The following is a 25,115-nucleotide window of genomic DNA, read 5'->3' on the forward strand; positions in this document are numbered from 1 at the left end:
ACTTCGGGCGCCCGTTTTTTATCGCTCGACCAGCACGCGATTGAGCCGCCCCTCCACCAAGCGCTCGTATAGACGCCGCGTCTCGGGCTCGGGCACGCCATTGACCTGCTCCCTCAGGTGGTGCATATGCCCGCTGTACAGCTCGACGATATCGCGCCGCCGCCCCGCCGCACTGTAGACGCGCATGGCGCAGCGCACCATATCCTCACGCGCCGTTTCCTGCCGAAGCCCCGACTCCGCCAGCCAAATCGCCGACTGCAGATCGTTTTCTTCTAGAGCGGCATTTGCTCCCTTAATCATGCAATCGATGTACTTTGACTGCATAATGCGTCGCATACGCAAAAAGTAGGTGGGGTTACAGCCATTGGGAACATACAGCGGTCCGGCATAAAGCTGCTCAATCTTAAGGCACAGCTCAACTAAATGGGGCCCGCGCGCACCTGTGCGATTTCCCAAAACCTCACGGCTTATCTGGTCAAACAGCCGTACATCGGTCTTGACGTAGTCGCCGTTGAGTCCGATGCATTCATTTTGGATGAGCACACACGACTTGCCATCCGGCGTCGGTCCCAAAGCCGACCGCAAGCGCGATATCGTCGAGTACAGGTTGTTGCGGGCGCTATTGAACTCGGCATGGGGCCACAGCTCCATGGCCAGCGTCTCACGATCGACGAGCGCATCCATGCCCAGCGCAAGCCGCTCGGCAAGTGTCGCCGCCTTCTTGCGGCGCCACATTTTGTCCGTGATGGGAAACCCGTCGCGCTCGGCGCGAAACGCGCCAAACATGCGAATCTCGATATGGTCAATGGTATCAACGGCTTCAACCTCGCCGGCCTGGAACAGGCGCTCGCCCTCCCCTTCCAAATCGTCGCGCAGCGAGTACCGCGACAGCTCGCGCACGGGAAGCTTCTTGCGAATCCTGGTCGCCGGCTCGCCCAGACAATGCATGGCAAGGCGCGCAAAGAGCCGATACGATGGCTCTAGAATCCCCGCGCGATTCATGGACATCCAGGCCGCAAGATCGCTGTCTCGGCCCGCACAGGCCAAATGCAGCGCCACCATCCAGGCCTCCGCTCCACCAACCTGCGTCTGGCTTATATCGAGCAACTCCGCTTCCTCGCGCACCGAAACCATCGAGGTGTTACGCAGATACGCCGCGCGCTCCAGCAGCAATGCGTTATCGCGCATGTACGCAATCGACTCCTCGGCAAGTTTGAGCACTTGGACCGCACGGAACTTTGCATTAACCGGCCGTCCCTCTGCCAGCGACTGCCAGCCTTCTAGCAACAGGCCAAACAGCTGAATCTGGTTGTCGCGCATGCGCACGGCAAAACGATCGAGCTCGTTGAACGCCGCGTCGTCGGTTACCGGCAGGCCGGAGAGGAGCCGCCGTGCCGCCAACACCATGCGCACCCAGATAGCCATCGCCTTAAGCCCACGTACGTCGAGCGCCTCCCGCACCACCGTCATCTCGTCGTCGCGCTCGTCGGTTCCCGTAAACGACCCGTCAAAGAGCTCCACCAGCATGCTATCGGCCCGTATAACAATCCCCGCGATGTCGAGCTCACAGTCGTAGGCCTTGCTCGTTTTGAGCTGCTGTAGAACGCCGCCGTCATCTCCCCGCTCGGTCAGGCAGCGCTTGACCTCGATATGTGCAGACAACATATCGAGCGCGGTATGGGATGTCTCGATTTCTGGCACGGCCAGGTTCGTAGGAAGACCAAGCCCGTTGTCCCCATAGCAAACAGCCGTCAGTGTCTGGGCCACCCTCCATGAAACAGGGTCTATTTCGCATGCCGCCCGTTCGCCCCCGCGCTCGATGACCGATGACATATAGCGAGCGAGCTTTGTATTGGACACGCTGACCGCTGCCAGATATACGCCAAGCGCCTCGGCAGGCGTTGGCTCTGGAGCCGGATCGTCGGCATCGATCGTGCCCAGCGCTGCTCGGCAGATATCGGCCCCGTGCCCCGTCAGAGCCAGATCGACCCCATACTGCCCAGCAAGTTCAAGGACCGCTCCACGGTCCAAAAAGGCGTCCGCCAGGCCCATCGCCGCATCGCATCGGCCCGCCTTAAGCAAAATCCGGGCCGCCCTCGGAACAAGTTCGGGGCGAACATCGGCCACCAACTTACGCAAGCGCAAGCGTCCGTTATCCTCCGTGCCCAGACACGTAAAACTCCGCTCAGCGGGGTCCAAGCCAAAGATCGGGTAGTCGCGTACGAAGTAGGACTGGTCGACCATCGATAGCCTCACCCCGCAAGCCTCGAGTTCTGCGATATTGCCCTCGCCCATCAAAATCATGAGACATGCCACGCAAAACAGTGCATTATTGTCGAGCGAAGCCAGATCGACAAGTGCCGCGCCATATACGTTGACAATCTCGTTTTCGAGCAGACCGGCTACGTCGCCTTGGCCATACAGACCCGTCTGCAATGCCGAAACGAGCTCGGGCACGCCCTGCGTGAGCTGATAAAAGTCGAGCGATGTGCTGATCGAAAACGCCGATGCCCACGCCGAATACTCATAGGCATGCACCTTGAGCATCTGCGCATTGATCTTAACCGAATCGCCCAGCCCATGAATCAGTTGACGATTTGAAGGACGGCAGGAGATAAAGACCCCTACCCCCATAGCGCGCAGGCCGCGAATCCTGTCGATGAGGTCTTCGGTATCGTGCTGATCGAGGTTTGGCACATTATCAATCGCGATAAGGGAGTGCGGTTTGTCTTTGAGTTCTTCGGTAACCACCTCGAGCTGCATAAACACCTCGCGCCCAGTGGCGCGATCGGCCTCGATAATCCGCACGGGGCCTCGCGTCGGGTCGCATTTAACCTCATGGGTGTACTGCAGCAGCACCGAGGTCTTCCCAAACCCGTCGGGCGCATAGAGAACCACGATGCCGGCCTTTCGGCCCTTGGCGAGAAGCTCATTCATCAAGCGTTCGCGTCGCACCATATAGCCTCCGCCCAGCGGCATCAGCTCGAGGTCGTCTATACTGTCCAAATCGTTTACCATGCCCGCTCCTCAACTCGACCGTATGGACACTGTAACCGCAAGACCATACAAGCCGCGCTATGAATAGAGCGACCTTGTGTTCTAGGTTGTCTTTTGGTACGCAAGCGGCAAGTTTTTGTACAGCGAGGGCCGATTGTTATTAATCCCCCGACTAATCGGTCTTTAAGCAGGTAAATGAGCTTGTCAGCTTGTCCCATCTAAGCGGCAGTGTAACGCAGATGAACAAGGTTCAGCTATGTCATTCAACTCGCCTAGCACCCGCTACCGTCTACGACCTTTTAGTGGCATTTTTGCATAGAATCTGATATGGAATGAATCAAGCTGTTGGGCATCCGGCATTCGTCAAGCTTGCGGCAAGATTTTGGTCAAGTGGACAGAAAGGGATAGCAAAAAGGCCCCCGCAAAGCGGAGGCCTTAGGCAAGGCTATGTCGAGGTGCAGGATTCGCGCTACTCGCAGAGCGAAAGGGCAGCCTCGTCGGCAACGACAACGCAGTTGGTGTGCAGCTGCAGGATCGAAGCCGGGCACTCGGGCGTAACCGGGCCATAGCACATGTCATGCACGGCCTGAGCCTTGGCCTCGCCGTTGGCGACGACCAGGATCATGCGGGCATACATGATGGTCTGGGTACCCATGGTGTAGGCCTGACGGGGAACGTCGTCGATGCTGTCGAACAGGCGGCTGTTGGCCTGAATGGTGCTCTCGGTGAGGTCGACGCAGTGCGTGCCCTTGGAGAAGTGGTCATCGGGCTCGTTGAAACCGATGTGGCCGTTGTTGCCAATGCCGAGCAGCTGCAGATCGGGATAGCCGGCGGCAGCGACGACCTTGTCGTACTCGGAGCAGGCAGCGGCGGCGTCGGGGTTGGAACCGTCGGGCACATGCGTGTTGTTCAGGTCGATGTTGATGTGATCGAAGAAGTTCTCACGCATAAAGTAGTGATAGCTCTGGGGATCGTCGTGCGAAAGGCCGCGATACTCGTCCAGGTTGTAGGTGCTGACCTCGGCAAAGTCGACGTCGCCCTTCTCGTACCAAGCAGCGAGCTGCTTGTAGGCACCGATCGGGGTGGAGCCGGTGGCAAGGCCCAGCACACAGTCGGGCTTGAGGATAACCTGCGCCGAGATGATATTGGCGGCCTTGCGGCTCATATCCTCGTAGTCTTTAGCTTTAATGATCTTCATTACGCGTCCTTTCTCGTACAAGAAAGGCAAGGCTCCCCTTTCAAGCACTTGCCCGCGGCCCGCGTCGGCCGCAACCAACGTGTGCGGCCACCAGGGCGAGGTCGCGTAATGTATGTGTCTCGTGTCTAGCCGCGTCGAGGCCCCTGCCCGTCCACGGTGACCCGAAGCCTTTTAGCTTCGGACAAATCCCATCTTGCCACGGAGGGCGTCCTCTTTCAAGGGCACCCTCCGTAAACGTGTTTGAATTGTAGGCTAATGGCCACGTGCACTTGCTAGCGCTCGCGAGCAACGATGAGCTGGTCCATCTCTTCGACATGCACGCCAACGGAGCCCTTGATGCTCGAGAACTCAACAGAGTTGCACACCAAGATGGGGACCGTCACATCGTAGCCCTCGGCAGCAATTGCCTCACGATCGAACTCGATGAGCACGTCGCCCTTCTGGACGACATCGCCCACCTGTGCATGCACGCTAAAATGCTTGCCCTCAAGCTGAACAGTGTCCAAACCAACGTGGATGAGCACGTCTAGGCCATCGACCGTGCTGAGCGCAACGGCGTGACCCGTGGGAAAAATGGCCTCGACCTTGGCATCAGCCGGCGCGATCACGCGCGTACCCGTAGGCTGAATGGCAACGCCCTGGCCCAAAAGGCCGGTGGCAAACGTCTGGTCGTTTACTTCGGACAACGGAATAACGTCGCCCGAGATGGGAGCATCCAGCGTAAGGACTCGACCACGCATACCAAAAGACCTTAGGACTTTAGTGAACATGCTCCCCCTCGGATGTACCAATCAACCAAAATAGCTTTAACAGTTTACCACTTGGCACCCGTTTTTGACCATTAGGGAAGTTCGCGCTTGACAACCTCGACGATGTCGTCGACAACGCGCTGGGTGAGCTCGTGCGTCTCCGCCTCGGCCATCACGCGGACCAGCGGCTCGGTACCACTCGGGCGCACCAGAATGCGGCCGCGGCCGTCAAGCTCCTTCTCGGCAGCAGCGACGGCATCCCAGATGGGTTGGCAATCGTCCAGACCAGCCTTGTTGTCGGAATGCACGTTGACGAGTACCTGCGGGTACTTCTTCATGATGCCGGCAAGATCGGTGAGGGTACGACCGGTGCGCTTGAGCACGGCCAGCAGCTGCAGAGCCGTCACCAGGCCGTCACCGGTGGTGTTATGCTCCAGGAAGATGATGTGGCCGGACTGTTCGCCGCCGATGACAGCGCCGTCCGCGAGCATACGCTCCAGAACGTAGCGGTCGCCCACGGCAGTCTGAACCATCTCGAAACCCTGCTCCTTCATGGCGATGGAGAAGCCCAGGTTGCACATGACGGTCGAGACGATCTCGGAGTTGGCGAGCTTGCCGCGAGCGGCCAGGTCGGAACCGCAGATAGCCAGGATGTAGTCGCCATCGATCTCGTTGCCCTCGCTGTCCACGAACAGCACACGATCGGCGTCGCCGTCGTGGGCCAGGCCGATATCGGCGTGAGTGCGCAGCACGAGCTCGCGCAGGGGCTCAAGGTGAGTGGAGCCGCACTCGACGTTGATGTCAGTGCCGCAGTAATCGGTGTTGATGGCATGGACCGTGGCACCCAGGCGCTGCAGCGCGGCGGGTGTAGTCTGGCAAGAAGCACCGTGACCGCAGTCGACGGCAACGACCAGACCATCGAGCCTCAGGCCATCAAGCGTATCGATGGCGTGGTCGACGTATGCCTTGCGAGCGTCCTTCATCTTGATGATGTGGCCCACGCCGGCACCGGTCGGCAGCGTGTCGGCAGCCATGGCTTCCTCGGACATGACCCAGGCGCTGATCTCTTCCTCGACCGCATCGGGAAGCTTCATACCCTTGCAGCTAAAGAATTTGATGCCGTTGAACTCCGGCGGATTATGCGAAGCAGAGATGACGATGCCGCCGTCGAGCTCGTTTTGAACAGTGAGCAGCGCCACGGCAGGCGTGGGGATGACGCCGCAGCAGTGCGGACGGCCGCCCTCGGCCATGATGCCGGCGGTCAGAGCGCTCTCGAGCATGGTACCCGAAAGACGCGTGTCGCGGCCGACGCAGATATCCGGACCAAGGAACTTGGTCGCCGCGCGGCCCAGGCGAAACGCGAGGTCGCACGAGAGGTCGGCATTGGCGACGCCACGGACGCCGTCGGTACCGAAGATGTTCTGGGGCATAGGATCGCTCCTTCCCTAGCAGGCGATATGCAACCGCCCACCCTAGTCGAAAAAGAAAAACGGGACCCGCCGAGGAATCGGCAGGCCCCGCTTGTACATTGTATCTCGAAAGGAGATAAAACCTTAGCGCTTGGAGAACTGGGGAGCGCGGCGGGCCTTCTTGAGGCCGTACTTCTTGCGCTCGACCACGCGAGCATCGCGCGTAAGGAAACCGGCCTTCTTGAGGTCAGCACGGTAGTCGCCAGCGTTCAGAAGAGCGCGAGCGATGCCCAGGCGCAGAGCGCCGGACTGACCGGAGATGCCGCCGCCATCGCACAGAGCGATAACGTCGAACTGACCGGCGGTGTCGGTCACCTTGAAGGGAGCAAGGGCGTTCTCAACGAGCTGATGACGGCCGAAATACTGCTCGGCGTCACGCTTGTTGATGGTCACCTTGCCGGTGCCGGGGACGAGACGGACGCGGGCGACGGCGTTCTTACGACGGCCGGTACCCTGGTAGACAACGGTGTTCTCAGCCATCTTTAAGCCTCCAGCTCAATCTTCGTGGGGTTCTGGGCAGCGTGCGGATGCTCGGCACCAGCGTAGACCTTAAGCTTGGTCATCTGGGCACGGCCGAGGGTGGTCTTGGGCAGCATACCGCGAACGGCGCGCTCGATGACCTTCTCCGGGTGCTTCTCCATAGCCTGGCGGAAGCTCTCAGCCTTGAGGCCGCCATTGTAGCCGCTGTGGCGATAATAGGTCTTCGTGTCGGCCTTGTTACCGGTAAGCTGGACCTTATCGGCGTTGATGACGACAACGAAGTCGCCGCAGTCGCTGTTGGGCGTGAACTGGGGCTTGTTCTTACCGCGCAGGATCATTGCGATCTGGGTGGCAAGACGGCCCAGGACAGCACCATCGGCGTCGACGAGAACCCAGTTGCGCTGGACCTCGCCCTGCTTGGCGTAGTGAGTCGATTTCGAAATCACTTAGACTCCTCCATGTACAGTACGTGTTGTTACAGAGATTCACGGGGCTCTGCAAGTAACCCGTCCATATTACCCCGCTCGTCGTCCGAGTCAACAGGTATTTTGGCTCTGACCAGACTTTCTGCACATGTCGTCCACGGGCCATGATGTCGCGACGCTAGCGCTCGACAAATGCCTCGATATCTCCCAGCAAGCGCTTTGCCTCCTGGCGGCCCTGGATATACAGGTCGAGAAGCTTGGCCGGATCGTGCTCGACATGGCCGACCTCGACCGGCTTTTGCGGAGCGATGACCAGCGCGCGGCCCTCGCGCTCATACTTCCACAGGTGCATGCGCTGGAGGTTATAGCGGTCGTGGCGCGTCTCGATAGCCTCGAGCAGGTAGGGGTAGTCGGCATAGCGCGCACGCGCCGCCGGCAAAAACTCGTAGGGCTTTTTCTCATACGAGCGGTCCTGCGTAACGATGACGACCGCACGGTCGAAGCCCGCCTCCTCGAGCACATGCTCGATAGGAACCGAATCGGCCACGCCGCCGTCGACGTATTTGTGCCCGTCAATCTCGACCGGCGGCGTCACCAGCGGCAACGAGGTCGATGCGCGCACGGCGTCGAGGTCAAGTACGGCGTTTTTGACCGGCAGGTACGCGGCGGTTCCAAAGAGCATGTCCGTCGCGACGGCGTACATCTCGATGGGGCTCGCGTCGAACGTCTCGTTGTCAAAGGGATCCAGGCGGTCCTGGATATCGTTGAAGATAAAGTCGTAACCCACGATGGAACCTGTGGATGCAAAGGATGCGGCACCCATGTAGCGGTTGTCATTGCAGAAGGTCAAATTGACTCGGTTGGTGCGACCGATCTGGTGCGACTTGTAGTTGACGCCGTTGAGGGCGCCGGCCGATACACCGTAGACAGCCGGAATTTCGACACCGGCCTCCATGAGAACGTCGAGCACGCCGGCGGTAAACAGCCCGCGAAAACTGCCACCCTCCAAGACGAGCGCGACCTTGCCGGCATTCTTTGCCTTATCTTCTGCAGTCATATTGACCTCCTGCGATTGCGTTTTGGCTTTCTTCTACCCAGTTTTGGGATGGAGGGCGCACAGGTTTTGGAGCAGAGTTCGATTCTCCGCGGGCTTGGGGTTCCGTTGATGCGGCGCATGGCGGGCTGAGATTCGATAACATCGCATCTATATAGGGTTGAGGCTTTGCGCGGAGAATCCGCGTGTTCGCTTCGCGAACCCGCACCGGCTTCGGCCGCCTGCCGGCGTCCTCGCCCGCTCGCTACAAACGCTTCGCGTTTGCTTAACGCTCGCGCCCTGCACAGAGTTCGATTCTCCGCGGTACGGACTGGAAATAAAAAGGCAGGTAGATATAAGTATCTACCTGCCTGTTACGTATGGTGGAGGCGCGGAGAATCGAACTCCGGTCCACGAAAACCCCCTGATTGGCATCTCCAAGCTCAGTCGCTGGTTTAGTCTCGGACGCTTTGCGCGCAGCGACACGCTCGCGGCGTCCTAACCGGTTCAGTCTTAGCCCGCGCCATACCGATTACGTGCGCAGGAGCATTCCCCTAAAATGACGTCGCGCCGGTGTCGGGGAAATCACCGGGTTGACGCGCCGCTATAAATTAAGCAGCGAGAGCCATAGGCTCAAAAGAAGAGTTGTTGTCAATTCAATTTGACGGTACCCCTGTTTAACGAGGCGAGGAGACCTCGGCTTGCTTCCTCTCTCAGAGCTATCGTGTCGAAACCAGTCGCCCCCGACTGTTGGGAAAGTCTGGATGGCATCGGGCCTGCAAACACCCGATACCCGTCGACTTTTCAAGGAACATACGGGGCGAGCCCCGCTTGTGGAGTGTTATCTTACCACGTTCTGAAAGCGGACAGCTGTTCTATGCACGAGCTGTGAAGACCCCAATGTGCGCCGCACTTCGCACTTTTGTTACCGATCGCGTCACGTATATTTTCGCCAAGCAAAATTGACCCGTCGAAAGGACCGTTATGGATACCAAGCAGCAACTCGTCAATGCTCTCGCAGGCCTGGGCTCAACCATTACCGAAGCTATGGATGTCATCGAAGGCTTTGTCCCCTGCGGACATCCCGCCCTCACGGTTTCGAACGCCCTTGTTGCGCTGGACGCTGACGATGATGCAGCTCTCGCCCAGCAGTTTGAGACCGTCGAGGGCTTTATCGACCACGTGAGTGAGAACCGCGGCGTGGCCGCCTACCACGGCATCGAGGTCGAGCTCGCGGGTCCCAAAGCCGATCTGTTCGCAGCAATCCGCGAGGTAGGCGCCCTTATGCAGACCGCAGGCGTCAAGAACACCCAGGTCAACGAGTGGGTCTACCGCAGTCTGGCAGCGCTCAACAGCTCCGACGAAAAGGCAGCCGAGCTGCTCGCAGAAAGTCCCGCCATTAAGGCCGAGCTTTTGTAAATAGCAGACGCGGGCCCCTTGGCGCATCGTCGTCCAAGAGGCCCGCAAGCAGTTCGCGTCAACCGATAGCCGCGCCGCCGCGTTCGGCCAAAGCCAGAATCGGCATCATTTGGCGCGGGGTCTTTGCTGCAAGATCGGCATGTTCGAGCAGTTCGCGATCGTTGGTCACCAAGTAATCGACCTGGGCGCGTTTGCATGCGGCGAGCACCAAGTTGTCCTCGTAATCGTGATGGAGCACTAAGTATTTGTCGGCTAGCCAAAGGTCCGACGCATCTGCACCCACGGCCGTGGCGTTTTCGGTCATGTTCCGAACAAACGCCAGCGCGGCCTCGCCGAGCGCGCGAGCAGAAGCCTCGTCGAGCGCTCCCCCGCTGGCAAGAACGCTACGCTTCAGCTCGTGTTGGACAACGTACAGCACGTCCTTGGCGATATGCACTGGAAAGAACAGCAATGCCCCCGCCTCCGCCGCCCGCCCAATAAACGCACGCGCGGCAAGCGACTCGGCATGGTCGGCGCAAAACGAATCAACCCATACGTTGGCGTCCACCATGATCTTGAGAGGCGCCCCACTCACTGGATCATCCCCTTTTGGCGATAGCGCTCGTCCATGGCTTCGGAATAGATTGTGTCCCAATCGCGATCGTCGGATGCGGGCGACATAGCGATGCCCAGGTCCGCGTAAAGCTGATCCGCCGCCGCCCATGATGCGGCGAACGGAGTATCGGGCGCGACGGTCTGCTGCCGGTCGTCGACGGCCGCAAGCACTTCCTCGCACTGCCCGCCGCCCTGCGCGACCTTGGCCACCACCTTTTTGATGAGCTCGGGCAGCGACCCGCCCGAAAGCCGCAGCGCCTCCTCGGCACGATTCTTGACCTGGCGATCTACGCGAACGTTCACCTGTGCCATGCCGCTAACAGCACCCACGTCGATCCCGCTCCCTTCAATTGCTAGCCCTGCTAGCACTACTATATAGAGAAGCTAGCACATGGTCAAACGCAAAAGGCCTGCGCGCGGACGACACCGATGCCGTCTGGGCGCAGGCCAGATAACGTGGGCGAACACGTCTGCTAACGCAGGTAAGCCTTCGCGTTGCTCAGGCTGTAGGCAATCGTCGAGCCATTGTGCAGCAGCGACGACGCCTGCGGGGTAATCGTACCGGTAATGCCCAGTGCCAAGAGTGCTGAGTTGGTGAGCATCACCTTAGAATAGGAACTCGTCAGACGATCAATGAGGCCCTGGCTCATGCGGCGCAGGCGCACGATTGCGGCGAGATCCGTGTCGGCCAGGATGATATCGGCGACCTCCTTGGCGATGTCGCTTCCGCCACCCATCGCCAAGCCCACGTCGGCCAAACCGAGCGCCGGCGAATCGTTAACGCCGTCGCCCACCATGGCAACATGGCGCCCCTCGCTCTTAATGCGCTCCACATACGCGTACTTGTCCTCGGGCAGCAGCTCGGCCTTAAACTCGTCGACACCCGCCTCGCGCGCAATGCGCTCGGCCGTGCGCTCCGAATCGCCCGTGAGCATGACGACATGCTTGACGCCCAGCGCATGCAGGTCGGCAATGGCCTCGCGCACGCCGGGTTTGAGCGGGTCCTCGATACCGAGCACGCCGACGACCGTGCCGTCGACCGCCAGGTACAGCGGCGACAGGCCCTGCATCTGGGACTCGATGCGCTCCTTGATGTCGGACTCGAGCTGCGCGCCCTCGTCCTCAAATACAAAGTGCGCGGAACCGATGATGGCGCGACGCCCTTCGATGGACGAAGCGATGCCGTGCGCCACGATGTACTCGACGGCGGCATGTCGCTCGCGGTGCTCGAGCCCGCGCTCGCGGGCGGCGTTGACCACGGCGCGCGCCACCGGATGCGGAAAATGCTCCTCCAAGCAGGCGGAAAGGCGCAGAACCTCGTCCTCGCCCCAGCCATCGGTCGTCAGCACGCAAGCCAGGCGCGGCTGCGCCTCGGTCAGCGTGCCGGTCTTATCAAACACAATGGTATCGGCCTTGGCAAACGACTCAAAGTACTTCGCGCCCTTGACCATCACGCCCATCTTGGCAGCATCGCTCATGGCAGTCATGACGGCAACGGAACCCGTGAGCTTGAGTGCACACGAGTAGTCGACCATCAGCGCCGCCGAGGTCTTGATGAGGCTGCGGGTGGTAAGCGCAACCAGGCCCGCGAGCAGGAAGTTCCACGGGACGATCTTGTTGGCAAGGTCTTCCATGTGCGACTGGCCCTCGGACTTAAGCGAGTCGGCCGTCTGCACGAGCGAGACGATCGAGCGCAGTTTAGTTTGCGCCGTATTGGCGCGCACGCGCACCAAGATGCTGCCGTCCTCCACGACGGTTCCGGCGAACACGTCGTCGCCTGCGCTGCGCTCGACGGCCAGCGGTTCGCCGGTCAGGGTCGCTTGGTTGACCATAGCGCTCCCCTGCTCGACAACACCGTCGATGCAAATGGACATGCCAGTGCGCACGGCGACCAGATCGCCGGGCTCAAGCTCGGTGGCGGCAACGCTTACCTCGGTGTCACCGACTACTTTTTGTGCCTTATCGGGCACGTCGAGCAGCGAGTTGATGAGCTCGTTTTCGCTCATTGCGCGGGTGTAGTCCTCGAGCAGCTCACCCACGTTGAGCAGGAACATCGTCTGGCCTGCGGTATCGACGTCGCGTTTGACGAACGAAATGCCGATGGCCGAAGCGTCGAGCACGGGAACGGTCAGGCTCGGCTGAGCGAGCTCACGGAGGGCGGCACGCAAAAAGGTCATGTAACCGGCCACGACAAACACCGCACGCAGAGGCGTCGGCAAGAACCAGCGACGTGCGTAATGAGCACCGACGAGTGTCGCCAAGTCCATAACGAGCTTGTGCTTGCGTGGCTCAAGCTGCATCACATAACCCGTCTTTGCGTCGGCAATGGCCTGAGCGTCGAGCGCACCGACGGCGGCCAGCACGGCATCGCGACACGGCTCGTCATATTCGAGCGCCATCTGGCCAATACGGCCGTAGACGCGCACCTTGCGCACGCCGTCGATGTCGTCGCTGAGCTTAAGAAGCGCATCGAGATCGCTCTCTGGCACAGGACCCGCCAACTGAAGACGGGTCCTGCCGGGGATCTCGCTAATAATCGAGAATCTCATAGTTTGTGCCTGGGAGTGCTACTCGGCTGCCTTGTCCGCAGCGGCCTCGCTCTGGGTGATATAGGCAGCCTCGGCAACCATATCGTCGACCTCGGCCTTGGCCTGCTCGACCATGTCCTGGTAGCCGTTCTTGATGCGCATGCCGCACGCGATACCCTGCACGCAGGCATTCTTTACCGGAGCGCTGGTGAGCAGCTTGATGCCGGCCGTGCCAAGCAGAAAACCGCCACCAACAAGCAGGGTGTTAAACGTCGACTTCTTCATGTTGCTTCTCCCTTTTGCCGCATGGGGCGCGGCATGGTGCCTTAGCACCCGAGTTCATCAGTTAGCTCGAGCACGCTTTTGAAATACCTTAATTCTATCTAACTATCTAGGTCAGCCATGGCTAACCTTTTGAAAATTAACGATGCAGAGTAACCGATTGTCAATGTGACAAAGGGACTGTTCCTTTGCCCCTTCTTACAGCTGCCAGGCAGCCGCTTCCTTTTGCAGCGCAACCATGCGGGCTAATTCTCCACCTGCCGCCTTGAGCTGCGCCGGAGTGCCCTGCTCGGCAACCACACCATCCTTGAGTACAACGATCTTATCGGCATTTTCTACCGTGCGCATACGGTGGGCGATCACGATAACTGTCTTTCCTGCGAGCAGGCGGGAGAGCGCCTGCTGCACCACGGTCTCGTTCTCCACATCCAAACTCGCCGTCGCCTCGTCCAGCAACACAATCGGCGCATCTTTGAGCAGCGCGCGGGCGATGGAGATGCGCTGGCGCTCGCCGCCGGACAGCTTGGAGCCGTTCTCGCCGATCATGGTGTCATAGCCCTGCGGCATACGGCTCACAAACTCGTCGCAGTTGGCGGCACGCGCGGCAGCAAGCACTTCCTCATCGGTGGCATCGCGACGACCAAGACGGATGTTTCCCATCACCGTGTCGTCAAAGAGCAGCACGTCTTGGAACACAATGGCGTAGTCGCGCAGCAGTACCTCGGGGTCCACGCTCGCAACATCCACGCCACCCACGGTGACCGTGCCTTCGGTGGCATCCCAAAAACGCGCGGCCAGGCGGCTCACCGTAGACTTACCGGAACCCGAAGGACCGACCAGCGCCGTAACTTCGCCTTCCTTGGCGGTAAAGCTCACATCGGTAAGAACTTTCTCGCCGGCGCGGCCGTCCTCGCCCGCACCATAGCCAAATGCCACATGATCAAACACCACGTCATGACCTACGGGCTCAAACTGCTCGCTGCCCCGCGCCACGGGCTCTTCCATGATGGAGCGCATGCGCTTGGCCGACGACTCGGCGACAAACAGCTCCGACACGAGCATAAGGGCCTGATCAAACGGCGCGTAGATACGGCTCACCATAAGCAGGAAGGCAACCATCACCAAAAAGTCGACCTGCCCGGAGGCGACCATCGTGGCGCCCGTGACCAACGTGGTGGCTATCCCCAGGCGCAGGATGGCAAAGGCGGAGTTGACCAAAAGCCCGTTGGCGAGCTCGCCTTTGGTGGTCTCGCGCTCCTCGGCATCGATCACGGCGTTAAGCCCCTCAAGATAATGGGCCTCCTGGTTGGTGGCGCGAATCTCGCGCACGCAGTCGAGCGTCTCCTGGATCGCCTCGGTGACCTTGACCTTCTCGGCGCGCACGCGGTCGAACACCGGGGTCATGGGGCCGCGTGTTAGATACAGCACGGCAAAGGCCACGGGAACGCTCCAAAACGCCGCGATCGCCAGCTGCCAGCAAAAGAGCAGCGACGCCACGAACACAATGGCGCTTGCGATGACGGCACCCCAAAGCTCTCCCAGCACGTGGCTGTAGGCGTGCTCCATAGTCTGAACGTCGCCCATGATGGTTTCGGTTAGATCGGCCAGATCACGACGGCCGAAAAACGACAACGGCAGTTTGCGCAAGCGCTCGGCAATCCCCATGCGCTGCTTGCCGCACTCCTCGTAAAAGATGCAGTAGGTGTAGTAATACTGCTGCCAGTTAGAGGCAAAGAGCAACACAAAAAAGACCAGGAGGCCGCCCACGATCGGCAGGGCATCCGGCAGGTCAGCCCCGCTGGCGAGATGCTCGACAAAGCCGGCCATAACCAGGAATAAAAAGCCCATGCCGGCCATGGTAATGAGATTAGTGAGCGTGGTCCAGAAAATGCCGCGTTTTACGCCGGCGACGCCTTTATCGGATAGGAAATACTTCTTTTGGAATGAGGCGAACATTTAGGCCTCGCCTCCCTTCGTGACGGCGGCATCCGCGGTCGCTGCAGTGATTTTCCAGCTCGCGGCCTGTTCGTATTCGGCCCACATCTTGGCGTATAGACCCTTTTGGGACAGCAGCTCGGCATGGGTGCCGGCCTCCTGCACGCTACCTTGGTTGAGCACCACGATCTTGTCGGCCCCCACCACGGTAGAAAGCCGGTGCGCGATCATAATGACCGTGCGACCCGCCGCCAGCTTGCTAAAGGCGCGCTGGATGAGCGCCTCGTTCTCGGGGTCGGCAAACGCCGTGGCCTCATCGAGCACCACGATAGGCGCGTCTTTAAGGATCGCGCGGGCGAGTGCCACGCGCTGGACCTCGCCGCCCGAAAGATATGCTCCGCCGGCACCGAGCATGGTATTGATGCCCTGTGGAAGCTTGGCCACAATGTCGTCGCACTGAGCTGCGGAGAGGGCCGCACGCACTTCGTCGTCAGTGGCCGTAGGCTTGGAAGCGCGCACGTTATCGGCAAGTGTTTGCCGGAACAGCTGGTTGGTCTGGAACACGAAGGCGACCTGGTCCATGAGCTCGTGCGGATCCATGTCGCGAACGTCTACGCCGCCCACGAGCACACGACCCGAGGAAACATCCCAAAAACGCGGGATCAGGCTTACGCAGGTCGACTTACCGCCGCCCGAGGGACCAACCAACGCAAGGGTGCTGCCTGCGGGAACGCTAAAGCCCACATGATCGACGGCAGGCGCTTCGGCACCCTCGTAGGTAAAGCTCACGTCCTCAAAGCGCACATCGCTGCCAGCAGGGTGCTTGGGCTGGGCAGGCACGGAGAGCCGCTTGGAATCCATAACGCTTCGGATGCGAGCCAGCGAATCCGCACTCATCTGAGACGCCTCGCCCACAAACATGAGCTTAGTCATGGCCGTCGGCACCACGGCCGAAAATATCGCGTAGAACGTGAAGTTGACCATAAAGTGCGCGAAGTCCGTCTCGCCCGGCGCCAACAGCAACGCCACGGGCAAAAGAAATGCCACAAGGCCATTGAGCGCGGTGAGGTTGAGCACCTGCGGACCTCGGCAGAACGTGCCCGCATAGCTTTGCGCCATGTCGGCGTATTCGGCGATCGCGTCGTGGAACGCCTTAAATGAGTAGACCGTCTGCTGAAATACCTTGACCACGGGAATGCCGCGTACGTATTCGGTACCGGTCTTGTTCATCTTGACCAGCGCGCCCATGTAGGCCTTCATGAACTCGGCGCCCTTGCCGCTCATCATGGTGGCCATGGCGCCAAGCGAAACGGCGACCGAGATAAGGCATGCCGCGCCCAAGCGCCAATCGAGGGCGAAAAGCAGCACGAGCAGACCTGCGACCATGGCGGTGGCGCCGGCGACATCGGGTAGCATGTGCGCGAGCAGGGTCTCGGTGGAGGCGGCGCATCCGTCTACGATGCGGCGCAGCTCACCGGTGGCGTGCGTGTCAAAGTAGCCGAGCGGTAGCTTAAGCAGATGCTCGCTCGTAGTCTTGCGGATATTGGACGCGCAGCGAAACGCGGACAGGTGCGTGCACATGAGTCCCACGAAATAGACCACGATGCTTGCCAGCGCAAACCCCACGGCCCACCAGCCATACGTCGCGATGCTGCAGGCTTCGCTCCAGTTAGGTGCCACGGCGATCAGATCGCGCGCGACAAGCCAAATGCACACGTACGGGCCAAAGCTCAGCAGCTGCGAGAGCGCCGAGAGCGCCATGCCCAAATACGTTAGGAATTTGCGGTCACCGGCATACGCGAGCAACTCGCCGATGCCTCCACCTTCCCTTTTTGATTCCTTTGCCATGAGATTCCTTTCTAACGGCTTGAGAGTTAACCGTAATGAACTTATCATTGATGTGTTAGCCATGGCTCACAATCAAGCCAGGCGTGGACGTTTCTGCAAAGGAAAGGGACGCTTTTGCAAATACGGCGGGCAGCGACCGACATAACCGAGCTCTACGCACCGCAGTTTGAGCAGTTTGGCCTGGAGCTTACCGGCAAGGGCGCCGTCTTTACCGGCGAGGTGGCAAACGACCGGGCGCACGGCCGCGCATGGATCATGCCCCTCTCCCCCACCTGCATCGTTATGGAGCACTTCATTACCCCGACGCACGATATGTACCTGGCCGAATACACACCCGAGCCGTACGCCTGCGTGAGCGAGGTCAGCGCGCCCACACTTATATGCATGCCCGAGACTGGCATAACGCCTACGAACCTTAAACCCTTGCATGGACCGTGGCCAAACAATGTCGTCTGCAGCTTTATCCAAGATAACTGTGGCGAGGAGTTAAGCCCGCTATTTGCAGGGCAGCTTTATCACTCGCGCTCGGTGCTCTTTTTGCCCGGGTATTTTGACGAGCTGGAGCATCGGTATCCCTCTGAGTTCGCGGGAGTCTTTGAGGCGTTTGCCGAGTCGTGGCACGAGGAGGCGACGTCTGCCATCTGCCACACGCTGCGCCGGATTAACGAGGAACGCGCCCGCACCGTAGGCGGACACGTCTATATGCAAGGCATCGTGGAGACCATGGTCGCGGAGCTCGCCTGTTCGCGCGCGGCCCACAAGCAGGCGCGGCAGGCGGCAGACACCCGCGTCAGCATAACCATTGCCGAAGAAGCAACGGCAATGATTGAGCGCGCGCTCGACAAAGGCAGGCGTGTGGGTGTCAACGAAGTGGCCGAGAGGCTCTATACAAGCCGCTCCAAGCTATGCGCCACCTTTAAGGCCCAAACTGGCGAGTCCCTGGGCGCCTACATTCGCAGACGCCGCATGGAGCGAGCACAGGACCTTTTGGCCGATAGCTCGCTCACGATAGCGCAGGTGGCAGAGCGGCTCGATTATCCGCAACAGGCCGCCTTCGCCCAAGCCTTCAAGCAATACACCGGCACCACCCCCACCACCTGGCGCTCCCAACATATATAAAGAATGAGGGTGCCAACGGCGCCCTCATTCACCAAATTCAATTCAGCCCCACCTGACCCGAACGGCCGAGTCGTAGCAGAACCCGGGAGCCCCGGCAGGGCGGGTGCTTCCTCAAAATGAGTTCCCTCCAAAACAATGGGCGCGCCGTTGGCGCGCCCATTCACTCTATTCCATTCAGCCCGCCTGACCCGAACGGCCGAGTCGTCTGGCCGGGGAAGCCCCGAGTCGCCGGGGTGTTTGCTCCAAATGAGTTCCGCATGCAAAGAAGGCCACTAAATGTGGCCTTCGTCTTGCATAGGACTGTTTGAAATTTGGAGGAAATACCCCGGCGACTCGGGGCTTCCCCGGCCTCGCAGCTACGAGAGCGACGTTCTCAGCAACTCGTTGAAGAGCTTCGGGTTGCCCTTGCCGCGGCTCGCCTTCATGCACTGGCCCACCAAAAAGCCGATGACCTTCTGGTTGCCGTCACGATACTGCTGCGCCTGATCGGCACAGTTAGCCAGCACCTCGTCCACGATCGGCTGCAACGCGCCGGCATCGCTCACCTGACGCATACCGCGCTCGTCGACGATCTTGTTGGGGTCGTCGCCGGTCTGGGCCATGGCCTCAAAGACCTCGTGCGCCTGGTTGGAGCTGATGGCATCGGTCGCCAGCAGCTTAGCCAGCGCTGCCACCTGAGCCGGCGCGATGCCGGACTCGGCCAGCGACACACCCGCGCCCTTAAGGTAGGCAATCATCTCGTTCACCAGCAGGTTTGCGACCGTCTGGGCCTCCTTACCAGCCATACCGGCAGCGGCGGCCTCAAAGAACTCGGCAAACTCCGGGTCGCCGGCAATCTGCTCGGCATCGGCCGCCTTAATGCCAAAGTCGGCCTCAAAACGGGCGCACTTGGCATCGGGCAGCTCGGGAATCTCGTCTCGGCAGCGGTCGATGAACTCGTCGTCCAGATCGAAGGGCGCCAGATCGGGATCGGGGAACAGACGATAGTCGTCGGCCGTCTCCTTGACGCGCATGACCACGGTGCGCTTGCGGCTGGGCTCCCAGTGGCGGGTCTCCTGATAGATGATGCCGCCCTCCTCGAGCACCTCGGCCTGGCGGCAGATCTCGTAGGCAAGGCCGTCATGCAGGCTCTTAAACGAGTTGAGGTTCTTGAGCTCGGTCTTGGTGCCCAGCTTGGTCTCACCGCGGCGGCGCAGCGACACGTTGCCATCGCAGCGCATGGAGCCCTTCTCCATGGAGCAATCGGAAATGCCCAGCGTCACAAAAATGCGACGGAGCTTCTCCATAAACAGGCGAGCCTCCTCGGGCGTGCGCAGGTCGGGCTCGGTGACAAGCTCGATGAGCGGCGTGCCGCAGCGGTTGTAGTCGACGAGCGACTCGGCCGCCGCGGTAATGCGGCCCTCGGCACCGCCCACGTGCACCATCTTGGCGGCGTCCTCCTCCATGTGGATGCGCAGGATGCGGATGGGCACCGTGTAGGAACCGTCCTCGCGACGCTCGGGCATCTGCAGGTTGGACGCGTCATAGCTGGCCAGATGGCCGGCGCGCTGATTGCCTTCGCGCATGGTCGACGTCATGGACGTTGACAGGCCCTCGGCGTTGGCCGAGGCGCTCGCCAGGCTCTGGGCCTCGGCCTCGCCAAATGCGCAGTCAGGGCGCTCGGCGGCACCGCGACCGGTCACGTCCAGGTCCAGGTGGCCGTACATGGCAAAGGCGACCGGACCCTGCGTGGTCTGGAAGTTCTTGGCCATATCGGGATAGAAGTAGTGCTTGCGGTAGAACATCGAGTGGCGCTGGATCTCGCAGTTGGTGGCGAGACCGGCCTTGACGATGCTCTCGATGGCGCGCTTGTTGGGCACCGGCAGGGCGCCGGGCAGGCCCAGGCACACCGGGCACACGTTGGCGTTGGGCTCGTCATCGTGGCTGAGCTTGCAGTTGCAGAACATCTTGGTATCGAGTGCGGTGAGCTCGGTATGGATCTCCAGGCCGATCACGGCCTCCCAATCCTGCAGGACCTCGGAAAGCTCCTTCATTACAGCTCGCCTCCCTTCCCGGCAAAATCGGGCGCGACGGAAAGCGCGGGCGCACCCGTGGCGGCATCGGCAAAGCCGCGCTCCAGGGCACGGGCAAACGTGAGCAGCTGACGGTCCTTAAAGGCCGGACCCACCAGCTGGGCAGAAACGGGCAGCTGAGTGTCCTCGCCCAGGCCCAGCGGCACCGAGATACCGCCGTTGCCGCAAATGTTGAGCGAGATAGTGTACAGGTCGGAGAGGTACATCTGCGTGGGGTCGCTGATCTCGCCAAACTTAAAGGCCGTGCGCGGCGAGGCGGGCATGAGGATGGTGTCCACCTTGGCATACGCGGCGTCGTAGTCCTGCGTGATGAGCGTGCGGGCCTTCTGCGCAGCGTAGTAGTACTTGTCGTACACGCCCGAGCTCAGCAGGTAGGCGCCGAGCATCTGACGGCGCTTGGCCTCGGCGCCAAAGCCGTGGGCGCGCGAGAGCGAGCTCTGGTCGGACAGGTTGGCGCAGCCCTCCTCCTGATAGCCGTAGCGAATGCCGTCGAAGCGAGCCAGGTTGGAGAACGCCTCGGCCGGGCCGATGACGTAGTAGGCGGCGATGGCGGCATCCAGGTGCGGCAGGTCGACCTCGACCAGCTCGGCGCCCTGGTTCTGCAGCTCCTGGGCGGCGCGCTGAACAGCGGCCTTGACCTCGGGCGTCAGGCCCTCGGCCTCCATAAATGCGGGGATGATGCCCACGCGCTTGCCCTCGATGCTGTCGTTGAGATGCTCGGTAAAGTCGACGGCGCAATCCTGGCTGGTGCAGTCGTACGGATCGTGGCCCGCGCCGGTAAGCGCGTTCATGGCCAGCGCGACGTCCTCGACCGTGCGGCCAAAGGGGCCCACCTGGTCGAGCGACGAGCCAAAGGCAACCACGCCGTAACGGCTCACGGCGCCATACGTGGGCTTAAAGCCCACCACGCCGCACAGCGACGCCGGCTGGCGAATGGAGCCGCCGGTGTCCGAGCCCAGCGAGAGCGCGACCTCGCCCGCGGCGACGGCGGCAGCGGAGCCGCCCGAGGAGCCGCCGGGCACGCGCTCGGTATCCCAAGGGTTGTTGGTGCGGTGGAAGGCAGAGCTCTCGGTGGAGCTGCCAAAGGCAAACTCGTCCATGTTGGCCTTGCCCATGGGTAGGCAGCCGGCATCGAGCATGCGCTGGACGCAGGTGGCGGTGTAGACGCTCTGGTAGTTCTCGAGCATGCGGGAAGCGCAGGTGGTGCGCGTGCCCGCGAGGTTCATGTTGTCCTTGATGGCCAGCGGCACGCCCGCGAGCGGGGGCAGCGGCTTGCCTGCGGCACGATCGGCATCCACGCGCGCGGCGGCCTCGAGCGCAAGCTCGGGCGCCACCTGCAGGAATGCCTGGACCCCGCCCTCGCGCGCCTCGATGGCGGCAAGGGAGGCCTGGGCCACCTCGGTAGCGGTAAAGTCGCCGGCGGCAACGCCCGCGGCGATCTGGGCGGCGGTAAGGGAATCGAAGCTCTGCGCCATTACTCGCTCTCCCCCTCTCCCAAAATGGACGGCACGCGGAAGTAGCGGTCGCGCGCGCTGCCGGCGTTTTCGAGCGCGACGTCGAGCGGCAGGTCGCGCTCGGGCTCGCGCAGGTCGTCGCCCATCACGTTGGACAGGCTTCCGATAGGATGGAACGTGGGCTCCACGTCGGGCAAGTCATATTGCAGGACGGGCTCGAGCATCTGGACGGCGTCGTTCATGTAGGACGTCATCTGGGTGAGCTCGTCATCGGTCAGTGCGATCTTTGCGTACTCGGCGATGCCGCGCACGTCTTTCTCGCTGAGTGCCATAGGCGCTCCCTTCCGCATAATAGATAAACCGCTCTAGTATACAAGGCAATGCCGCTTGGAGCAGGCGCTTTACCCAAATGCAGCGAAAACGTAACGAGGGCGGCGGGCTGGCAGGCGGCGGGCTGGCGGTTCTGCGGCGAAACCGCACCGTCCATAGCTAAAACCGTCTCGCCCGCAACGAAAACCGCGCCGCCCACAACGAAGACCATCACAACATTCGATGTTTTTCGCCAAATTCGCGATTTTCATCGAATGTTGTGATGGTTTGGATGCCCCGACCACCACAAAGGTGCCTGTCCCCATTGTGGTGGTTCTGAAGAATGTCTTATGCCGAGGCCTTGGCCTTGCGGCGCTTGCGGACCGCGTGGATCACGATGTCCAGCAGCAACAGCACAATGGCCACGACCACAATGAGCACGGCAAACTCGCGCTTGCCCCAGTGGCGGCCGGCCAGCGACTTTTGCTTGTCGACGTCCTTCTTGCTGTACTTGGTGCGCACGCAATGCACCAGCAGGCGATGGTCGTTCACGCCGTAGGGCGTGCAGGTGACGAGCGTCACCTTGTCGGCGCCGGGCTCGATGGTCAGCGACTCCATTTCCTCGGGCAGCACCACCTCGGAGTCCACCATCTTGTAGGCGAGCGTCTTGTTCATGGTGTGCAGCAGCACCAGGTCGCCGGGCTCCAGCGAGTGGATGTCGTCGAACATGCTCAGGTTGCGCATGCCCGAGTGCGCGGTGAGCACGCAATGCGTCGAGGTGCCGCCCACCGGCAGGCTCGTGCCCTCCAGGTGGCCGACGCCCGCCATAAGGACCTCCTCGCTCGTGCCGTGGTAGATGGGCATGCTCACGTCGATGGAGGGGATCTCGACCCAGCTCATCATGGGGTCGCGGTCAAAGATGAGCTGCTGAGCGTAGGGCTCGATCTGGTCGGCGGGAAGCTCGGTGGCCTCGCCCGCCAGCTGTTCGTTAAAGGAGCGTGCCTGGAGCAGGATGCGCTCGCGCTCCTCTTCGGAGAGCGCGTCCACGGTGCTGGACACGGTGCTGATCTGGTTGAACACGCCCGAGGCCTCGAGCCGGTCCAAGATCCACGGCCAGGTCATAAGGCCCACGCCAATAAGTATGATGACGATGGTGATGAGCCGGTCGGCCCAGCGCGGCAGCCGCTTGCGACGGCGCTTGGGCTTTGGTTGAGGTTTGGGCTGAGGGCTTGAGCCGCCGTTGGCCGCGGCGTTATTGCTCTTCATATGTTTGGCGCCCTGCACCATCGCCGGTCACTCCTCTACAACTCAAGTTGTCTAAACAAATAATAGCCGATTAGCGAACTCATGCGTCGGACAACGCAGCTAGGACCGAAACACCGCCTACGGTCCGAATTCTTGGAGACCTTCTACAGCGCTTCTTGCCATGGATATTCCTTTCCAAACATGCGATCGACTTCGAGCTGAATTCGCTCATCGTCGATTGCCGCCAAAGATAGCGCAAGCGAAATGTCGTCGACACGGGAGGAGCCGGCAAACACGGGCGCATAGCGCCACACTTGGATCATCGCCGTTTCGTTATCCGGCAACTCCCCATCTGCGACTTCGAGGTCGCTCAGTTGACGCCATGCACTTCTTAAGACGGCCTTTTGTTCCATGCCCGGCGCAGCGAGCATCGAACGCGCAGCGAGCGCCGTCTCCCCGGCGTCAACAAGATACTCGATCTGCGGCGTCTTCCTTGCAAAAAAGACCTTCGAGACAGGCGAGGAGAGCTCTGCCATGTGTTCGCTGAGCAGAAGATCAACGGCAACAGGGAACACGACGACACGTCGCTCGCGACGCTCGCGCCTCGCGAGCCCCCTGTCAACAAGCTCGGTTATGGCCTCACTCGCGCGGCTTGCCGAAATCCCAAGCGCGCGACAAAGGTCATAGGGACGATATGGCTCCTGGGCTGCTCCCCAGATTGCGGCAGCCTGCGCGTTGGGTGACATCTTGGTCGCGTGATTGCGAAACCGGACACTGCCCCTCTCCGTGTAGGCCGTGCCCATAAATGGAAGAAAAGCCTGTCTGCCGGGGCAAACAAACGGAATCCCCTGTGCGACCAATGCTTTGCGCTGACGTGCATCGGCATCAAGAAACGAAACGACAACAGGAGTCTCCGCGCGCAAGGCTAGCTGACTATAGACTCTCTTAGCCTCGGGAAGCCCGACACCAGTAGGCAAACTTGCAAGCAAAAACGAAAAACCGTTTGCGTCAACAGCGCGGACCTCAATCGTCCGCAGATGCAGCGGCAAGCGCGCGGATCCAGGCCAAGTTTTGGCCTTGGCGGAGAGGCCTAGTGCTTCTTGTAAGTAGATTAGCGCTTCGTTCATTTCCATCGTTTTCGTTCGATTCCAATTCATATTGGAATTATACATAGTTTTCGGAATTAAAGAGATTTCGTTCGTGCCTGAGCCCATATTTGCGTTTTCAAAATGTCCCGAATCGGCGGGGCGATTCGGGATACAATGACAATTGAAAACGACGCACCCCACGTATGTGTACGAGAGCGCGGGCGGCCTAGTTTTCAGCTTTTGTTAAATGCCCGGGATCCGACCCCCGGGCATTCTTATTTGCGCTTTCGGCGCAAATGCCGTCCACCGTCCGCACCGCGCGTGCGCCTACGGACCTTAAACCGAACTTCATACGAGTCAAGAAACGCGATGACGAACGAGCCCACCGCCGCGAGGGCAGCGAGCGCGTTAAGGAATTTCAGCATATGGTGACCTCCGATCGAGTCGTCGGCCGCCCGCGCACGGGATGCGTCGCAAGGATATTTTACTGCGAGTGTATGCACCCACGCCTGGTAAACGCGATTTTGACAAACATTTGTTCGATAGTTACAAGCACGATTCCTCGCCCAGCGGAGCCTGGCCGCATTGTCCGGGTTTGCCCGACGTGTTTGCGTTTTCAAAATGTCCCAAATCGGCGGGGCGATTCGGGATACAATAGCTACAGGAAACGACGCACCCCGCGTAAGTGATCGAAAGCGCGGGCGACCAGTTTCCGGTGTTGTTAAATGCCCGGGCCTCTAACCCCGGGCATTCTTATTTGCGCTTGTTGCGGCGCAACTGCCTTCTACCGTCCGCACCGCGCGTGCGCCTACGGACCTTAAACCGAACTTCATACGAGTCAAGAAACGCGATGACGAACGAGCCCACCGCA

20 protein-coding genes and 1 other RNA gene are annotated in these 25,115 nt (G+C 60.7%); 2 read left to right on the forward strand and 19 right to left on the reverse strand.

What is annotated here, in order from left to right:
• Window positions 1-18: 18 nt before the first annotated feature.
• The 8 genes from I2H81_RS03610 to ssrA all read right to left on the reverse strand — a co-directional run bounded on the left by I2H81_RS03610 (window position 19) and on the right by ssrA (window position 9,096).
• A complete protein-coding gene (locus I2H81_RS03610; RefSeq protein ID WP_195644578.1) occupies window positions 19-3,018 on the reverse strand; it encodes an AfsR/SARP family transcriptional regulator in 3,000 nt (999 codons plus the stop codon).
• Window positions 3,019-3,466: 448 nt separating this feature from the next.
• Window positions 3,467-4,195 (reverse strand): glucosamine-6-phosphate deaminase, encoded by a 729-nt coding sequence (gene nagB / locus I2H81_RS03615; RefSeq protein WP_117716776.1) that lies wholly within the window; start codon window positions 4,193-4,195, stop codon window positions 3,467-3,469.
• A gap of 272 nt (window positions 4,196-4,467) precedes the next feature.
• Complete coding sequence (locus I2H81_RS03620) at window positions 4,468-4,935, reverse strand: PTS sugar transporter subunit IIA (RefSeq protein WP_324253200.1); 468 nt, start codon at window positions 4,933-4,935, stop codon at window positions 4,468-4,470.
• A gap of 101 nt (window positions 4,936-5,036) precedes the next feature.
• Window positions 5,037-6,374 carry a phosphoglucosamine mutase gene (gene glmM, locus I2H81_RS03625; RefSeq protein ID WP_195644580.1) on the reverse strand — a complete coding sequence of 446 codons (1,338 nt, stop codon included), beginning with the start codon at window positions 6,372-6,374 and terminating at the stop codon, window positions 5,037-5,039.
• 123 nt (window positions 6,375-6,497) lie between these two features.
• Window positions 6,498-6,893 carry a 30S ribosomal protein S9 gene (gene rpsI / locus I2H81_RS03630; protein ID WP_022094634.1) on the reverse strand — a complete coding sequence of 132 codons (396 nt, stop codon included), beginning with the start codon at window positions 6,891-6,893 and terminating at the stop codon, window positions 6,498-6,500.
• A 2-nt stretch (window positions 6,894-6,895) separates the two neighbouring features.
• A complete protein-coding gene (gene rplM, locus I2H81_RS03635; protein WP_022094635.1) occupies window positions 6,896-7,339 on the reverse strand; it encodes a 50S ribosomal protein L13 in 444 nt (147 codons plus the stop codon).
• A gap of 157 nt (window positions 7,340-7,496) precedes the next feature.
• Complete coding sequence (locus I2H81_RS03640; protein WP_195644581.1) at window positions 7,497-8,375, reverse strand: patatin-like phospholipase family protein; 879 nt, start codon at window positions 8,373-8,375, stop codon at window positions 7,497-7,499.
• A gap of 357 nt (window positions 8,376-8,732) precedes the next feature.
• Window positions 8,733-9,096: a transfer-messenger RNA gene (gene ssrA / locus I2H81_RS03645) on the reverse strand.
• Between the two features lie 239 nt (window positions 9,097-9,335).
• On the opposite strand from ssrA, the gene I2H81_RS03650 reads away from it, so the two are divergent.
• Complete coding sequence (locus I2H81_RS03650; protein WP_195644582.1) at window positions 9,336-9,770, forward strand: hypothetical protein; 435 nt, start codon at window positions 9,336-9,338, stop codon at window positions 9,768-9,770.
• Between the two features lie 58 nt (window positions 9,771-9,828).
• Here the strand turns inward: I2H81_RS03650 and I2H81_RS03655 are convergent, their stop codons facing one another.
• From I2H81_RS03655 to I2H81_RS03680, 6 genes are all read right to left on the reverse strand, one after another.
• Window positions 9,829-10,344: a type II toxin-antitoxin system VapC family toxin gene (locus I2H81_RS03655; RefSeq protein ID WP_195644583.1), complete on the reverse strand. Its 516-nt coding sequence runs from the start codon at window positions 10,342-10,344 to the stop codon at window positions 9,829-9,831.
• A complete protein-coding gene (locus I2H81_RS03660) occupies window positions 10,341-10,694 on the reverse strand; it encodes a hypothetical protein (protein WP_195644584.1) in 354 nt (117 codons plus the stop codon). The genes I2H81_RS03655 and I2H81_RS03660 overlap by 4 nt, the downstream gene beginning before the upstream one ends.
• A 143-nt stretch (window positions 10,695-10,837) precedes the next feature.
• A complete protein-coding gene (locus I2H81_RS03665) occupies window positions 10,838-12,853 on the reverse strand; it encodes a heavy metal translocating P-type ATPase (RefSeq protein WP_271817452.1) in 2,016 nt (671 codons plus the stop codon).
• Between the two features lie 78 nt (window positions 12,854-12,931).
• The gene (locus I2H81_RS03670; RefSeq protein ID WP_117736171.1) at window positions 12,932-13,177 is read right to left on the reverse strand and encodes a DUF6110 family protein; all 246 of its coding nucleotides are present in this window, start codon (window positions 13,175-13,177) and stop codon (window positions 12,932-12,934) included.
• A 195-nt stretch (window positions 13,178-13,372) separates the two neighbouring features.
• Window positions 13,373-15,130 carry an ABC transporter ATP-binding protein gene (locus I2H81_RS03675; protein ID WP_195644586.1) on the reverse strand — a complete coding sequence of 586 codons (1,758 nt, stop codon included), beginning with the start codon at window positions 15,128-15,130 and terminating at the stop codon, window positions 13,373-13,375.
• Window positions 15,131-16,957, reverse strand: a complete 1,827-nt coding sequence (locus tag I2H81_RS03680; RefSeq protein ID WP_195644587.1) for an ABC transporter ATP-binding protein — start codon at window positions 16,955-16,957, stop codon at window positions 15,131-15,133.
• A gap of 114 nt (window positions 16,958-17,071) precedes the next feature.
• Between I2H81_RS03680 and I2H81_RS03685 the strand changes: the two genes are divergently transcribed.
• Window positions 17,072-18,076: a helix-turn-helix domain-containing protein gene (locus I2H81_RS03685; RefSeq protein WP_195644588.1), complete on the forward strand. Its 1,005-nt coding sequence runs from the start codon at window positions 17,072-17,074 to the stop codon at window positions 18,074-18,076.
• A 356-nt stretch (window positions 18,077-18,432) separates the two neighbouring features.
• Here the strand turns inward: I2H81_RS03685 and gatB are convergent, their stop codons facing one another.
• From gatB to I2H81_RS03710, 5 genes are all read right to left on the reverse strand, one after another.
• Window positions 18,433-20,109 carry an Asp-tRNA(Asn)/Glu-tRNA(Gln) amidotransferase subunit GatB gene (gatB, locus tag I2H81_RS03690; RefSeq protein ID WP_195644589.1) on the reverse strand — a complete coding sequence of 559 codons (1,677 nt, stop codon included), beginning with the start codon at window positions 20,107-20,109 and terminating at the stop codon, window positions 18,433-18,435.
• The gene (gene gatA / locus I2H81_RS03695; protein WP_195644590.1) at window positions 20,109-21,623 is read right to left on the reverse strand and encodes an Asp-tRNA(Asn)/Glu-tRNA(Gln) amidotransferase subunit GatA; all 1,515 of its coding nucleotides are present in this window, start codon (window positions 21,621-21,623) and stop codon (window positions 20,109-20,111) included. Before gatA ends, gatB begins: the two co-directional genes overlap by 1 nt.
• A complete protein-coding gene (gene gatC, locus I2H81_RS03700) occupies window positions 21,623-21,934 on the reverse strand; it encodes an Asp-tRNA(Asn)/Glu-tRNA(Gln) amidotransferase subunit GatC (protein ID WP_055250987.1) in 312 nt (103 codons plus the stop codon). Before gatC ends, gatA begins: the two co-directional genes overlap by 1 nt.
• 325 nt (window positions 21,935-22,259) lie before the next feature.
• Window positions 22,260-23,177 (reverse strand): class C sortase, encoded by a 918-nt coding sequence (locus tag I2H81_RS03705; protein WP_195644591.1) that lies wholly within the window; start codon window positions 23,175-23,177, stop codon window positions 22,260-22,262.
• Between the two features lie 143 nt (window positions 23,178-23,320).
• Window positions 23,321-24,370 carry a hypothetical protein gene (locus I2H81_RS03710; RefSeq protein ID WP_195644592.1) on the reverse strand — a complete coding sequence of 350 codons (1,050 nt, stop codon included), beginning with the start codon at window positions 24,368-24,370 and terminating at the stop codon, window positions 23,321-23,323.
• Window positions 24,371-25,115: the final 745 nt, after the last annotated feature.

Source organism: Collinsella aerofaciens, from assembly GCF_015561195.1.
Taxonomy (GTDB): Bacteria; Actinomycetota; Coriobacteriia; order Coriobacteriales; family Coriobacteriaceae; genus Collinsella; species Collinsella aerofaciens_AC.

What these genes read in the sequence shown, in the direction of transcription:
- I2H81_RS03610 (WP_195644578.1), bottom strand. Translation starts at nt 3,018, where the DNA reads ATGGTAAACGATTTGGACAGTATAGACGACCTCGAGCTGATGCCGCTG.
- nagB (WP_117716776.1), bottom strand. Translation starts at nt 4,195, where the DNA reads ATGAAGATCATTAAAGCTAAAGACTACGAGGATATGAGCCGCAAGGCC.
- I2H81_RS03620 (WP_324253200.1), bottom strand. Translation starts at nt 4,935, where the DNA reads ATGCGTGGTCGAGTCCTTACGCTGGATGCTCCCATCTCGGGCGACGTT.
- glmM (WP_195644580.1), bottom strand. Translation starts at nt 6,374, where the DNA reads ATGCCCCAGAACATCTTCGGTACCGACGGCGTCCGTGGCGTCGCCAAT.
- rpsI (WP_022094634.1), bottom strand. Translation starts at nt 6,893, where the DNA reads ATGGCTGAGAACACCGTTGTCTACCAGGGTACCGGCCGTCGTAAGAAC.
- I2H81_RS03640 (WP_195644581.1), bottom strand. Translation starts at nt 8,375, where the DNA reads ATGACTGCAGAAGATAAGGCAAAGAATGCCGGCAAGGTCGCGCTCGTC.
- I2H81_RS03650 (WP_195644582.1), top strand. Translation starts at nt 9,336, where the DNA reads ATGGATACCAAGCAGCAACTCGTCAATGCTCTCGCAGGCCTGGGCTCA.
- I2H81_RS03670 (WP_117736171.1), bottom strand. Translation starts at nt 13,177, where the DNA reads ATGAAGAAGTCGACGTTTAACACCCTGCTTGTTGGTGGCGGTTTTCTG.
- I2H81_RS03675 (WP_195644586.1), bottom strand. Translation starts at nt 15,130, where the DNA reads ATGTTCGCCTCATTCCAAAAGAAGTATTTCCTATCCGATAAAGGCGTC.
- I2H81_RS03680 (WP_195644587.1), bottom strand. Translation starts at nt 16,957, where the DNA reads ATGGCAAAGGAATCAAAAAGGGAAGGTGGAGGCATCGGCGAGTTGCTC.
- gatB (WP_195644589.1), bottom strand. Translation starts at nt 20,109, where the DNA reads ATGAAGGAGCTTTCCGAGGTCCTGCAGGATTGGGAGGCCGTGATCGGC.
- gatA (WP_195644590.1), bottom strand. Translation starts at nt 21,623, where the DNA reads ATGGCGCAGAGCTTCGATTCCCTTACCGCCGCCCAGATCGCCGCGGGC.
- gatC (WP_055250987.1), bottom strand. Translation starts at nt 21,934, where the DNA reads ATGGCACTCAGCGAGAAAGACGTGCGCGGCATCGCCGAGTACGCAAAG.
- I2H81_RS03705 (WP_195644591.1), bottom strand. Translation starts at nt 23,177, where the DNA reads ATGAAGAGCAATAACGCCGCGGCCAACGGCGGCTCAAGCCCTCAGCCC.
- I2H81_RS03710 (WP_195644592.1), bottom strand. Translation starts at nt 24,370, where the DNA reads ATGGGCTCAGGCACGAACGAAATCTCTTTAATTCCGAAAACTATGTAT.